The sequence below is a fragment of the Paenibacillus pabuli genome, from assembly GCF_039831995.1.
GTDB classification, from domain to species: Bacteria; Bacillota; Bacilli; order Paenibacillales; family Paenibacillaceae; genus Paenibacillus; species Paenibacillus pabuli_C.
In genome coordinates this window covers 1,433,461-1,447,384 of record NZ_JBDOIO010000003.1, presented here as the reverse complement: position 1 = coordinate 1,447,384, position 13,924 = coordinate 1,433,461, and the positions used below count along the sequence as shown (strand labels likewise).

13 protein-coding genes are annotated in these 13,924 nt (G+C 45.3%); 8 read left to right on the top strand and 5 right to left on the bottom strand.

From position 1 onward, the window contains the following. Positions 1-395: 395 nt before the first annotated feature. Both ABGV42_RS08430 and ABGV42_RS08425 read left to right on the top strand, forming a co-directional pair. Positions 396-1,136, top strand: a complete 741-nt coding sequence (locus tag ABGV42_RS08430) for a polysaccharide deacetylase family protein (RefSeq protein ID WP_347381278.1) — start codon at positions 396-398, stop codon at positions 1,134-1,136. A gap of 69 nt (positions 1,137-1,205) precedes the next feature. Continuing rightward, positions 1,206-2,138, top strand: a complete 933-nt coding sequence (locus ABGV42_RS08425; protein WP_347381277.1) for a hypothetical protein — start codon at positions 1,206-1,208, stop codon at positions 2,136-2,138. A gap of 84 nt (positions 2,139-2,222) precedes the next feature. Here the strand turns inward: ABGV42_RS08425 and ABGV42_RS08420 are convergent, their stop codons facing one another. The 3 genes from ABGV42_RS08420 to ABGV42_RS08410 form a co-directional block, all read right to left on the bottom strand. Beyond that, positions 2,223-2,822, bottom strand: coding sequence for a response regulator transcription factor (locus ABGV42_RS08420; protein WP_347381276.1), 600 nt, complete (start codon positions 2,820-2,822; stop codon positions 2,223-2,225). Positions 2,823-2,824: 2 nt separating this feature from the next. Next, the gene (locus ABGV42_RS08415; protein ID WP_347381275.1) at positions 2,825-3,955 is read right to left on the bottom strand and encodes a sensor histidine kinase; all 1,131 of its coding nucleotides are present in this window, start codon (positions 3,953-3,955) and stop codon (positions 2,825-2,827) included. A 112-nt stretch (positions 3,956-4,067) separates the two neighbouring features. Further along, on the bottom strand, positions 4,068-5,126 hold the full coding sequence (locus ABGV42_RS08410) for a fatty acid desaturase (protein ID WP_347381274.1): 1,059 nt from the start codon (positions 5,124-5,126) through the stop codon (positions 4,068-4,070). 380 nt (positions 5,127-5,506) lie between these two features. Between ABGV42_RS08410 and ABGV42_RS08405 the strand changes: the two genes are divergently transcribed. Further along, positions 5,507-6,346 carry a YitT family protein gene (locus ABGV42_RS08405; RefSeq protein ID WP_347381273.1) on the top strand — a complete coding sequence of 280 codons (840 nt, stop codon included), beginning with the start codon at positions 5,507-5,509 and terminating at the stop codon, positions 6,344-6,346. A 361-nt stretch (positions 6,347-6,707) separates the two neighbouring features. Here ABGV42_RS08405 and ABGV42_RS08400 read toward each other — a convergent pair whose 3' ends face one another. Next, positions 6,708-7,292, bottom strand: coding sequence for an AAA family ATPase (locus ABGV42_RS08400; protein ID WP_347381272.1), 585 nt, complete (start codon positions 7,290-7,292; stop codon positions 6,708-6,710). A gap of 155 nt (positions 7,293-7,447) precedes the next feature. Between ABGV42_RS08400 and ABGV42_RS08395 the strand changes: the two genes are divergently transcribed. Both ABGV42_RS08395 and ABGV42_RS08390 read left to right on the top strand, forming a co-directional pair. Continuing rightward, positions 7,448-7,783, top strand: a complete 336-nt coding sequence (locus ABGV42_RS08395) for a PadR family transcriptional regulator (protein WP_347381271.1) — start codon at positions 7,448-7,450, stop codon at positions 7,781-7,783. After that, positions 7,780-9,117 carry an FtsW/RodA/SpoVE family cell cycle protein gene (locus ABGV42_RS08390; protein WP_347381270.1) on the top strand — a complete coding sequence of 446 codons (1,338 nt, stop codon included), beginning with the start codon at positions 7,780-7,782 and terminating at the stop codon, positions 9,115-9,117. Before ABGV42_RS08395 ends, ABGV42_RS08390 begins: the two co-directional genes overlap by 4 nt. Positions 9,118-9,162: 45 nt before the next feature. Here the strand turns inward: ABGV42_RS08390 and ABGV42_RS08385 are convergent, their stop codons facing one another. Then, complete coding sequence (locus ABGV42_RS08385; protein WP_347381269.1) at positions 9,163-10,884, bottom strand: ABC transporter substrate-binding protein; 1,722 nt, start codon at positions 10,882-10,884, stop codon at positions 9,163-9,165. A 136-nt stretch (positions 10,885-11,020) separates the two neighbouring features. Between ABGV42_RS08385 and ABGV42_RS08380 the strand changes: the two genes are divergently transcribed. The 3 genes from ABGV42_RS08380 (at position 11,021) to yidC (ending at position 13,895) form a co-directional block, all read left to right on the top strand. Beyond that, complete coding sequence (locus ABGV42_RS08380) at positions 11,021-12,646, top strand: DUF4153 domain-containing protein (protein ID WP_347381268.1); 1,626 nt, start codon at positions 11,021-11,023, stop codon at positions 12,644-12,646. Between the two features lie 92 nt (positions 12,647-12,738). Next, positions 12,739-13,089: a hypothetical protein gene (locus tag ABGV42_RS08375; RefSeq protein WP_347381267.1), complete on the top strand. Its 351-nt coding sequence runs from the start codon at positions 12,739-12,741 to the stop codon at positions 13,087-13,089. Then, positions 13,026-13,895, top strand: coding sequence for a membrane protein insertase YidC (gene yidC / locus ABGV42_RS08370; RefSeq protein ID WP_347381266.1), 870 nt, complete (start codon positions 13,026-13,028; stop codon positions 13,893-13,895). The genes ABGV42_RS08375 and yidC overlap by 64 nt, the downstream gene beginning before the upstream one ends. The last annotated feature ends 29 nt before the right edge of the window (positions 13,896-13,924 follow it).

The window sequence follows — 13,924 nt, the reverse complement described above, 5'->3', positions numbered from 1 at the left end:
AGTGATTGCGCATGAATCACACGTAATACATGTCAATCAAATATTCCGTACTACATATGAAAAGCTTGCCTTGTGCAGGCTTTTTTGCTGTGTTGTTTAATCTCAATTTATCAAATGGGAAACAAACTTCGAACATAAATCTATCAGATCATTCAAAATAGGTTAATGAAACATATGTCAAAAATGATCTATCCTGACGGGGATGATTTTCGCTGCAAATCTATCAATTTCGTTTTATTTCATTGGCTATTCTGACAAAAGTGTAACTCGAACGTAGCATTTGGAGCGAGAATGAGGCGTGTCCTTTTTGTTAGTATTAGGATTATCGCCAAGGGATGCAATGAGAGATTCGTAGACACCCGGGGAAATACTAGACACAAGGGAGATTTATATTTATGTTACATATTCGCAAATCATTGATCGCCACACTTGCCATTTTACTTATGATTCCACTCCTTTTGCCTCAGTCGGTATCCGCGAAGCCAAGTGCTTCCAAATCTGCTGGAGCAAAAACGAATGCGAAGATCATATATCTTACCTTTGATGATGGGCCCACAGCCCACACGGGTCAACTGCTGGATATACTGGATCAGTATCATGCAAAAGCGACTTTCTTCATGCTCGGACCACAAATGCAGCAATTTCAGAAAGCGACCAAACGTATTGTGGCGGACGGACATGGATTGGGTCTCCATGGCGTGACACACGTTCCCAGCAAATTTTATCAATCGGCATACAGTGGACTGAAGGAAATGCAGCAGGCGAATGTGACGTTGAACAAAGTTGCCGGGGTGAAGACAAGTCTTGTTCGTACACCTTACGGCAGTAAGCCTTATCTCAAGTCGTCATATCGTAATGTGTTGCTTGCTCAAGGTGGATTCCATCTATGGGATTGGAATGTGGATTCCGAAGATTGGAAATACAAGAAAGATCACCAGAAGGTTTACAACAGTATGATGAAACAGATTCACAACGTTCAAAAGAGCGGTACAACGCCGGTTGTGCTAATGCATGATCAGGAAGCGACCCTAAAAGTACTTCCGCAATTGTTGAAAACATTGAAAGCAGAAGGATACAAGTTCGAAATTTTGACCAAAAAAGTGCAGCCGGTTAACTTCTGGAACGATAAACGTTAATATAGTACACGTTATGAAGCTTAAAAAAACAATATCCAATTGAAAGAAGACATCAAGGAGGCGATCATCATGAAAAAGCAAAAACGTTGGGTAATCATTCCTGTTACCACTGCTGTGTTACTTGCGCTTGCAGGTTGCGGGGGGCAGGAAAACAATACGTCACAGGCAAGCAACACATCTACTTCGATCTCAGGTGAGCAAACTCAATCCGGGAGCGGTGGAGCCGATTTTTCGAACACTTCAGAAGGAAATCATACTGCAGCAGGCTCGGATAATAATGAAAATACCTCAGAGGGTACAAGTACATCTGCAGGTGAAAAAAACAATTCCGGTTCGGAAGGCAGCCTGGGAACACAGGGGCAGTCCAGCGTTAGCGATGTCATTCAGGAAATTCGCAGTCAAATGAAGATGAAGGATACCGTGCTGCCGACTTCATTCGCTCTGGACAAAGGAAAACATCTGGCAGCAGCCATTTCTGCCAATACGTCAGAGGCTTTCAAGGTGAATTTCTATTCCGTGGATCAGTCCGTTCCGATCAACGATGCATCATTGACGTCTTCAAACCAAGCACCGGCGGTGTTCGCATCCTATGAAGTGAAGACCTATAAGGACCCGAATAGCACGGGGATTTTCCCGGATACGAACCTTGACGACATCCCCGAGGAAATGTCAGTTGACCTCGGACACGGGATCAAAGGCATGGCCGAAGGGGCAGCAGGGAGTCAGTATTTAACCTGGAAGGAAGGCAGATGGACGCTGCAAATCCGATCGGTCTCCGAAGACAAGATGAACAATCCGGGGATTGCCAAGAAAATGGTCGAGTACCTGGAATCTCACACGCTGCCTGCTCCAAAGGACAAAGGCTTCGTGAATGTGGAATATCCGAGTGGCGGGAAAACGGTGAAGGTCACGATCTCATGGCAGGAAGGCAAGCAGATTCATCAGCTGCAAACGAATCAGGTGCCGAATGACGCACTAGGGATGGTTGCATCGGTCAAATAAAATAAGTAACTAAAATAGCTTGGCTGGGAGTGGAAGCTCCTGACCAAGCTATTATTTGTGTCGTAATGGGTTGAAGCGGTACTTTCATTTGAACCAGCCCTTTTCCTTGGAACGGGTGATGGCTTCAATCCGATTGCTTGCATTTAATTTGTTCAGAATGATAGAGATGTAGTTGCGCACCGTGCCAGTCGTGATAAACAGGTGTTTGGCAATTTCCTTCGTGTTCTTGCCATCAGCCATGAGGCCAAGGACGGCATTCTCCCGCTCTGTAAGCGGGTTTTCCTCGACATAAGCCTCGTCTACCAGGTCAGGGGCGAAGATACGGCGTCCGTTCATGACCTGGCGTATGGCTTCAGCCAATTCCTCAATTGGACTGTCCTTTAACAGGTAACCTCTCACCCCGCCTTTTAATGCACGTTCGAAATAACCGGTCCGAGCAAAGGTCGTTAAGATAATTACCTTACAGTTCGTTCCTTTTAATTCCTCTGCAGCTTCCAGACCGCTTTTGAGAGGCATTTCAATATCCATCAGGCATATATCGGGGGCATGCTGCTGGACGAGCTCAAGTGCCTCCTGCCCGTTGCTTGCCCGACCAACCACTTCCATGTCTACTTCCAAATTGAGCAGGGAGGAGAGGGCACCAAGCATCATGCGTTGGTCTTCGGCGATGACGATTCTGATCATGTTTATTCCTCCTTGATTGGTTTGCGAACCAGCTTCGGTACCTGAATAATAAGCTGAGTTCCGTCTATGCTTGTTCCGGAGCGAATATCGAGACAACCATTAACAAATTCCAGTCGTTCTTTCATACCAAGAATTCCTGTACCACGACGTTCTTTATTGTTACCATGTTCCATTCCAATTCCGTTGTCATAAACGGTCAGAATGTTATCTGAAGGGGTTTCCTTGAGGCTGATTGTACATATTGTTGCCTGGCTATGCTTGACCACATTCGTGACGGCCTCTTTTAGACACATACCCAATACATTTTCATTGAGCTGAGAGGTATCCTGCAGTTTGGGGTTTCCATCCAGTTTGAACTCGATCGAAGCGGCCTTCAAAATCTGCTCTGCACGAAACAGTTCATCAACCAGCTGTGTGCCGCGCATCGTGGTGACCATTTCCCTAACTTCCTTGAGTGCTGTGCTTGCGGTTTGACGCAAGTCGTTTAGCTCCATCTCGGCCTGCTCGGGGTTGACGCGAAGCAGGCGTTTCGCCAGATCGGTTTTCAGGCCGATCAAGGAAAGTTTCTGCCCAAGGGTATCGTGCAGATCACGGGCGATACGCTGGCGTTCTTCCATTTTGACCAGATCATCCAGTCGTTTATTGGCACTCTCCAGCTGGCCCTCCAATTGCTCACGGTTGTTTTTGTTATAGGTGCTGATTGGAAGCAGAATGGATGCCATCAGACTGATAAATACAAAAGGAAACTGACTGAGCAATCTGGAGCTCTGAATAATGAAGCCATAATTAATGGTTAAAAAACTGGCTGCCAGGTTTATCGAATAGAGGGTGAAAAAACCCGCTTTATTTTTAATATTCCCAATGAAAAAAGCAAGAAACAGTGAGAAATACGCATAATCATATGCGATCGTCATGGTAATGGAAATGGCAATCAGCAGACCGATCCACATATATACCTGCCAGCCCTTGGTGATGAAGGCAAGCAAATAACAGACGAAAAAGACAAGAATGATAACAATTCCAGTCACCATGGTCCACAGTTTTGAATATTGCGAAATATAATAGAAAGGCAGAATGAAAAAGACTAGCCATACGTACGGATTCAAACCTGTATTTTTATAAAAGAGCTGCATCCACTTTTGAATAAAAATTCTCCTCCTTGAACGTGCTTTGCGTTGTACTCCAACTTTAGCCTGACTGTAGCACGACTTCAGCCTGAATACAAGAAAACGAATCCGACAGAGTTTAAGGCTTCTCTGTCAGACCCGCTTGATTGCTTACACGTATAGGTGGCTGAGTATAAGGTTTGCGGTATAACGATTTAATTTCTTTGAAGCTGATAAATCGTTTGGATTCTTCGTCCCAAAGGCGGAAGCGAAGGGCTACCAGACTCGAACGAAGGGTGATTGTCGTTGCCTTTTGCAGAGGTGGCGTCGCATTATGAGCCTCTTCCAGATAATAGTTCGGTACGCGTGGACTCAAGTGATGCACATGGTGAAATCCGATATTACCGCTGACCCATTGCAGCAGCTTCGGCAGTTTATAATATGAACTACCTTCGACAGCAGCCTTGACGTAACTCCATTCATCCTCGTGTTCGAAGTAGGTATCTTCAAACTGATGCTGAACGTAGAACAGCCAGATTCCGAAGAAACCGGAGAAGAAAAAGACCGGTGCCTGCACCATAACAAAGGCCTGCCATCCGACCAACCAGCACATGAATGCATAAAGTGCAATGATCAGTACCGTAGTCAGATGTGTGTTGATGCGCTCTTTGCGACGAGCAGCTTTACGGTTAAAACGGTAAGCGAGCAGAAATACATAGATAGGACCAATGCCAAACATCACGACTGGATTACGATAGATGCGGTAGAAAAGTCGTCCCCATGTTGATGCTGCTTTGTACTCTTCAACGGTCATGACCCAGATATCACCTACACCACGTTTGTCCAGATTACTGCTGGTGGCGTGGTGGATGGAATGTCCAGCTTTCCATTGCTGGTAGGGAGTAAGGGTTAAGACGCCCGTAATGGTCCCCAGAATGTCGTTGGCACGTTTGCTTTTGAAAAAGGAACCGTGACAGCAGTCATGGAAGATGATAAACGTTCGAAGTACAAATCCGGATGCCACCAAGGCAATCGGAAAGGTCAGCCAATACGAAACGGACAGGCTATAGTAGGCTGCGGCCCATAATAAGAAGAGTGGAAGGATTGTATTCATAATTTGTCGGATACTTAATCGAAGATCATTTTTCTCGTAAGGGGTAACTTCTTTTTTCAGTGCCATTTCTTTTGCTCTGCTCATAAATGGTAGTCCTCCTTCAGTGGTTATGGCCAAGTAAGGCTATAACTCTGTGTTTCCCAATTGTGTCTTCAAGGGAAGCGTTTTTATCATTGTAAAAGAATCCGGTTCATCCGGTAAGTCATAAACGTCAGCCTTCTGTAATGATGAATATCAAGGATGACACATGACATTTGTCATGGGTGGAAAAGGGGTGGCTATTTTTTTGTTTACCCATTCAAAAATGATTCCAATCAAGAATCCTTTGTACATTTCGTGCAACAATTTGTATTATGTATACAATTTTTGCTGGTGACATGGTAGAATCTATCATTGTGAGTGCATATGACAACTTATGAGCCTGATGGATAGGTTGATTTCTGAAGGATTGGATGGAATATAGGATGAAGAAACGTGTAACGGATATTTTATTTATTATGGCAGGGGCATTTTTATTTGCCTTGGCGGTGAATCTGTTCGTCATTCCGAATGATCTTGCTGAAGGTGGCGTTACGGGGATCACCATTATTTTGTATTACCTGCTCGGATGGTCACCCGGGTTAATGAACTTGATTCTGAACGGGATTTTGTTAATTGCGGGTTACCGGTTTCTGGACAAAACGACGACGGTATACACCATTATTGCAGTGGTATTCAACTCCTTGTTCCTGCATCTGACCGAGAGTTGGACGATTGATTCGCATGAGTTGTGGATCAATACAATTTTCGGAGGATTATTTGCCGGTCTCGGGATTGGTTTGATTGTTAGAGTAGGCGGCACAACCGCGGGAACCGTCATCTTGGCAAGACTCGCCAATAAGTATCTGGATTGGAACATCAGCTATGGACTTTTGTTTTTTGACTTGATCGTGGCGTTCTCCTCGTTCTTTATTATCGGGGCACAGGGACTCATGTGTACAATCGTCATGCTGTTTATCGGGACCAAGACGATGGAGTTTATCATTGAAGGGCTGAATCCCAAAAAGGCGGTTACGATCATTTCGACGAAGCAGGATGCGATTGCGAAACAGGTTATCGAGAAAATGGATCGTGGTGTAACGGTGCTGTCGGGGCACGGTTATTATACGAAAACACCAAAAGAGATCCTCTATATTGTCATTAGCAAACAAGAGGTTCCCATGTTGAAGAAGATTGTACGTGCTGAGGATGAGATCGCCTTTATCACGATTCACGATGTTCGCGACGTGTTCGGTGAAGGATTTATCGAATTGTCCAAAACATAATGTATATGGAAGAAAACCGGGGTGCATGATGCCCCGGTTTTTTTGATATCAAGAAAGCCCTTCTCTATTGAGAAGGGCTAAAGGCTTTAATTAATGATGATTTCTTTTTCTGATAACACCATATTTGATGGTGACATGACAGTGCTTTTTAACTTTGGGAACATATTTGATTTTAGTCACGCAAGTTTTAGTGATCTTTTTGTAATAGCATCTCGTAATAGGTGGATGACATCTATGCTTCTTTCTGTTCATTGCAACCCCTCCTGACTAGTGATAGTTCATTCTATGTAAGGGTCACGATTCCGGAAACATATAAACGTCTAATAAGAGTGTAAAAGTTTAAAAGAAATGTACTCTCTATTTACCCATAGATGTGTCTCTCGACTTCGGACAGAGCCACATTCACATCTTCCTCTGAATTATCGATATAAACGACAGAAGATGCAGGCAGCGGCCAAGCCACTTGCTTGCGGGCAAGGGAGGCGGTGAAGGTATCCCAGTTGGCCAGTTTATATTCATCAAGAGGGGATTGTCTTGCCGTGATCCGTTTGTGATACAACTCTTCGTTCGCCAAATAAATGTAGGCTACGCGAACATCCGTGTCTTCCAGTGAACGCCCGATTCGGTCTAGTTCTTTCTCAATCCAACCCGTTGTTTCGATTTCTTTGGTAAACGGTCCTACCACAACGGTATCGATTCCTAATTGTACGTTATCCAGTGCAGCATCCATCGTAATCCGGTATCCCAGATCACGACATAGGCGTTTGTATTCAGGTGAATCCCGGTCAGATGGATCAAGTCCCTGAAGCGTCATGATCGCCTCGGCAGCCGGGCGGAGCAGGATATCCATATCGAAAAAGGCTGCTTTATATTTGCGGGAAAGGGCTTTGGCAAGGGTCGTTTTGCCGCTGCCGGCACCGCCGAGAAAGAAAATCAGTTTACTCATGAGAATCACCCTCCTTAATAGAGTTATTTTATCACAATGCAGTTCAAAACGATGGATAGACAGAAAAGGGAGAATAAGGTAGTATGATACCTAGCTTAGCTATGCATAGGTTTCCGATGTAATAGGTCGTAGGTATAGGAAGGAGGAGAGTTCACATGAAAGTAAACAAACAAATGATTAAAGGAAGTACAGAAACTCTAATTTTGACGTTATTGCAGAATCAGCCACTGTATGGTTATGAATTGATTAAGGAACTTCACCGTCAATCGGAAGGTGTATTTAATTTGAAAGAAGGCACTTTATATCCCATCTTACATGCTATGGAAATTGAAGGTTGGGTGGAATCATATTGGATGGAGGTGGATGGTCGAAAACGTAAATACTATTCCATTCGCGAAAAGGGCGTGGAGGCCTTACAGCACAAAAGGACCGAGTGGCTTTTATTCCGACGTGCTGTGGATCGTGTACTTGGGGAGGGAGGCTTAACATGACAGATCACCATGATAAGTTTAAACGTTATCTGGACGAAATGTGCAGTCAGGTCAAAGCTCGTGAAGTACATACCGATCTGCGTGATGAATTGGGAAACCACATGAGAGAAATGATGCTGGACAAAGAACACGAGGGCTTATCCCAAGAAGAGGCCGCCGCGTATGCCATAGAGCAGATGGGTGATGCCTCAGCAGTAGGCAAAAGCATGCACAGGCTGCATCGTCATCGGATGCATTGGGGACTGCTATGTGGATTGATCAGTTTAGCCATCGTTAGCCTGTTTCTGATGTGGATTTTTACAACCAATGTCACAGATGATAGGTTTCAGAACTTCTATAACATTCAAGTGGTATACACCATAATAGGAATGATGCTTATGTCTTTCTTTATGTTCTTTGATTATCGTAAATGGAGAAGAGCAGCATGGTGGATCTATATTCTTCTTAATCTCATGTTGTGGATCAATCCAATGATATCCCCAAAGATCAATGGGACGAACAGATTCATGACCGGATATGGATTTGTATTAGATCTGACCACAGCTGCAATGTGGGTATTACCACTTGCCATTGGTGCTATTTTGATGAATAAGCTTCGTTCCAATTTTGGTGCGCAAACCATATTATCCTATATAGCGATGGTGGCAGTACCGGCAGCACTGTTGTTTCAAATATCGGATTGGGTACGCCTTGTGATGTTCGGGATCATTTCACTAGTATTATTTGGTTGGATCACGCGTAAATGGCTCTATACAGCCATAGCAACAGTCATAACTGCATGTATCGGGCTATTGCTGTTGCTTACAACGGATTCATACCATCGTTTGGAAAGATTCTCGGTTGTATTCAATCTTGAGGATGATCCAATGGGAGATGGTTACTTTAACCGCTCCATCATGGGTATCCTTCAATCAGCTGGATGGTGGGGAAATGGACTTGACATAGCATTTGACAGGTTTAAAACGAGTTATTTTGACTACCCGGGTGTGCTGCTCATCGATGTGTTTGGCTGGGCAGCCGGAATAGGGCTATTGGTGGCTATCATCTGGTTTGTTGCAAGTATGGGGAAGACGCTCCCTCGCATTCGGGATGACTTTGGTCGGATGATTATTGTCATTATTACGTTCATGTTTGCGTTGCAGATCATTTATTCGCTGGCGATGACCACGGGGAGAGTTCCCATCCTCAGTGTGGTTTTTCCCTTCATAGGATACGGCAATCATCTCATCTTTGATTATGCCATGATGGGATTGCTTCTTGGGGTGTATCGCCGTAAAGACACGGTTTCGCTGAGGAATGAGAAGAGCCAACAGACAGCAAGACCCACACAATGAGCAGATCAATTATCATGACACATTAACTGAATGAAATTTGCCCTTTCAATCTTCTAACGCCGTACTTCCAGACGGAAACCAGATATGGCGCAAATTAACCCAGCCCTGACTGTTAAACGAAAGTCCACGCACAGAAGGCAGATAGGCGGTTTCTACAGATTTCTCAGATAAATGAATCATTAGATGATGGTCCAGTAAAAATTGTTCAATCTCGTCAAGACCTGCAGTTCTATCTGTCATTAATGGTGACTCGATAACGGTTTGCAGCATCATTTGCACACGTAATTGTGTGGATTCATCCAGATGTTCCGACAGGGTAAGATAGAGATCGGTTCTGCGCAATTCTTCATCCCGGTCCCGGATCAAGGAGAATAAAATGAGATCGGACTCCAGCCGCAGTTGCCCTTTGAATTGTTCCATCGTAGCCGTATGAATCTGACAAGCATATCCGCATCGTTCCAGTCTGGCTGCAATGAGAGCGGCATCCTTGCGATATTGCGGGATGGTAGCCAGCTGTAATGGAATGGGCAGATCCTTGGCAAAAGGATACTCCGAGGATTGGTTTACCCCAGTAATACATTCGTATAGATGAGTTCGTATAGCCGGATCGCTTAGCGGTCCGTTTTTTTGCGTGTTACACGTGAGCAGCTTGTTGACCATGACACCAGCACTAATTTGTGTCCAGTCAGCACCCTGAGCGGTAACCGGATTCTGAACAAGGTGAAAGAAAGGCGTTTCCGCTTCGCCATGTTCTCCCCATACGGTCTGGGTGCTCCAGGGGATCTGCAGAATATCCACCCGGTCCAGATGGGCTCTTCCTTGGAAATAGGCCGGGAATGCTTCCAGTCTGCACAGGTGTTCATCCCACAACGCCACCTTGAAGGGTCCTGTTCCTACAGGCTTTTGCATGATCGTGGATTCAATTGACTTGTCATCGCCAGGCCTCATGGTGTTGTCCGAGGGTACAATAGCCGCTCGGCTGGTGGATAGAAAGGACAGAAATAATTCGTGCGGTGCTATGAGACGGAAACATACCGTTAACGAGTCCAGGGCTTCAACAGACAGAATCTGTCTGCTCACATCGCGATACAATGTCCGTCGCTTTGTTGATTTCAACCTGGCAAACGTATACACCACATCATCGGCAGTCAATGGCCCCCCATTGTGAAACAAGACACCTTTGCGCAAATGAAAAAGCCATGTTTTCCGATCCTGGCTAACATCCCAGGTATGCGCAAGACATGGAATAATGTCTCCCTGCTCGTTACGCTGTACCAGCCCATCAAACACATGACTGGTGACAAAAGACTCAGCGAGCAGATTAATATACAGCGGGTCAAGGGCATGAAGCTGCTGCTGTAGTGGCAGTCTCAACGTATCAATTCGCTCGTTATGCTCTCCTGCTTCCGTATGATGTCCCGAATAACCGAGCAGCCAGTGGTTTAAATGCTCCCGCATCATGGTCGAGGTGGAGAAGGCACGCACCTGTTCAGCGGCTTGATGCAATTCTCGGCGATTGAGGGCATGCATCATATATTCTGCTGCGATCTGCTCAGCTGGTACAAGCAGCGTAAGTGTTGACCTGCGACCACGACCACGCTGGGAAATCCAGCGAATCCAATCGCAGGCAGCCATTTTTTTGACGATGGTAAGCGTATTTCGATGTGTGCAATCCAGCAGTCCTGCGAGATCCGAGAGCGTAGCTTCATGCTCTGCCATATCACCAAAGCGGTTATGAAGCAGCAAATATTGTTGATGCAGTTTCACGATTTCAATCCTCCTCGGGAAGAGAGCTGTTGATGCAACCGAACTAAAATAGGAAATTTAATTGCCTGTAATTTCTCTTTATCTTCTTATTTTATCATCTAGAATAAAGTCTAGAAAGATAATGGAGGTTTTTCCCATGATTGAGAAAATAACGGCTTCACCGAATCGCGCTTTGATTACGCTGTTGTCTGCTTTGCTGCTGGCTGTTATCCATCAGTATTTATTTTATGGAAAAGAGGTGGGCGTGTCCTATCCGCTCTTTGTGCTTCTTTTTTATGCATTTATGTATGTATTTGCAAGGGATCGAATCCGGATATTAACCCTGATTGACGCATGGATGGCTGCAGTCGTTCTGATGCTCGCGCTAACCTTTTTGCTTTTTGACAATGAACTGCTGCGCGTACTCAATTTTCTGATCGTCCCCGGATTGATCATATTACATATGACTTATTTGGCTGGACGTAAGCGTAGGCAGTGGTGGGACCTCCGAATCATTGGTTCATCGCTGGATCATCTGCTGCCACAAACGATTCGTCACTGGGGGACCATCGCAGGCATTGCGGTAAAAGCAGGGGGAAGCGAAATGGGCAAGTCCCAGAAAGCAGTCCTGGTCAAAATATTCATTGGTCTGGCCGCATCCTTCCCGATCTTGATTGTGGTGGTCGCATTGCTGACTTCTGCAGATGGCGTATTCAATCAATACTTGTCCGGTTTTCCGGAATGGTTGAACCATCTGACTCTAACACCTGGATTTCCGAGAATCATCTGGATTATCATTGCAGGCATTTTGCTGTTTAGTTATGTATGGGGATTCGTTCAACCTATGGAATACGAAGCTGAGAAGAGGGAGAACGTCCATTGGATAAATACAACCTTGTTAACGCCTGCTGCAGTTCAAGTCCCCAATCATGACAATGCAGGCCAGATGAATCCAGAAACCGAATCGCGAATGATAAGTGACCCTAAAACCAATGCTCATACCATCAATAAAGGCAGGGAGACAGTGAAACTGGACCCCATCATCGTGGGCACCATGCTGTTCGTTATTAACTGTGTGTATGTACTGTTTGTTTTCGTGCAGTTTTCCTACCTTTTTGGTGCTGGGAGTGGACATCTTCCCTCGGACCTGTCTTATGCAGAATATGCGCGAAGTGGTTTTGCCGAGCTGGTGTTGGTCACCGGTATTAACTTTTTCATTCTCATTATTGCACTTCAATATACTCGGCCAAGTGGGAAAGCAGCTTCGATCATGCATCAGGTGCTGCTGTTTGTTCTCGTGGGGTGCTCCGCCGTTATGCTGTATTCTGCGTTTATGCGACTCCATTTGTACGAACAGGCTTACGGGTATACCTATATTCGTTTCTTGGTACATGCATTCATGATTTTTCTGGCATTGCTGCTATTCATAGCAGGTTTGCGCATCCGGTATACATCCATTCCATTGCTTCGTTGGTACATTGTGCTGTCACTTACAGCCTATGCAGCCGTCAATTATGTGGGTATGGATAACCGGATCGCCGAGCTGAACATCGAACGTTATCATAATACAGGCAACATTGATGCTGCCTACCTGGCGAATTTGTCAGCGGATGCAATTCCGCTGTTACGGGAGTTTGCGGAAGAGGAGTTTCCGACACTGAAGGAACATTTATTGGAGCGTGAAGCTGATATGAAAGAGAGAAAAGACGGCAGTTCCTGGCCTTCTTTTAACGTGGCAAGATATAGGGCTGCGAAGGAATTGTCCAAATTGAGAACAGAATAGCGAATCATTAGGGCGTATGAGCCATGAATTTATGCAAAAGCGATATGTAAGTGTTATAATATAAAAATGAACCTATAAAGGGGGTGAATCCCTTGTTTGAACTTCAGGAATTATTACCTTATTTATTCTCAATAGGGCTGATTTTCACCGTGAGCTATGCCTACATTGCCCATTTACACTGTGGGTTGACAGAGTACTGGATGGAAGGTGGAGGGGGAGACGGCATCGAACCCGGACTTCCTGCCTTGACTCTGGTTGGACAGCATAGACCTGAAGATTTAACCAGGATGATCAGACGCAGAGAAGCACCGGATGAAGATGAGCCAGACTGTAAGACCTCGTTGATTGCTGTACAACCTAATCAACGAGGAGGATATATATGGAACATAAGACAAGCAAGGGGTTCACTTTTACATCTGGCAAGGGACGGATCTATGGGCTGATTGCCATTTTATTTGCAGTCATGCTGCTAGCTGGATGCAGCAACAACGTATCGGAGATTAACGCGTCTACACCAGGATTTTTTAATCACTATATTGTATTTCCGCTGTCGTATCTGATTCAGCATATTGCAACCATCTTTGGTGGCAGTTACGGCGTCTCCATTATCGTGATTACTTTGGTCATTCGGCTTGCGCTGCTGCCTTTAATGATGCGGCAGGCCAAATCCCAGCAGGGCACCCGGGTGATCATGAATGCCATGAAGCCCGAGATGGATGCACTTAAGAAAAAATATGAGGGGAAAAATGACACTGCAGATCGTCAGAAGCTCTCCCAAGAGACGATGGAACTGTACAAAAAGCATAACTTCAATCCATTGAATATCGGTTGCTTGCCGCTGCTGATTCAGCTGCCGATCCTTTCAGGCATATACACGGCGATTCGGCTAACGCCAGAGCTGTCTTCTCATTCTTTTTTGTGGTTCAAACTCGGGGCACCCGATTATGTGCTTGCTGTTGTGGTTGCGGTGATCTACCTGATCCAGGCGAAGGTTTCACAGGCCAATATGGCACCTGAGCAGCGAAAACAGTTCGCAATCATGGGGTACATTTCACCGCTGATGATGGCCTTTTTCTCTCTGACAGCACCTGCAGCCATGCCGCTCTATTGGACGGTTGGCGGTTCATTCCTTGTCCTTCAGACGTTATTGTTCCGCAAACTGTATCCGGTGGAACATCCTCAAGAGCCAGCAATTTTGCAGGAGAAGAAGATCAAACCCGCCAAAGGAACCAAACCCGCAAAATCCTAGTTGAGAAGTATTTATTTAGAAACATTATG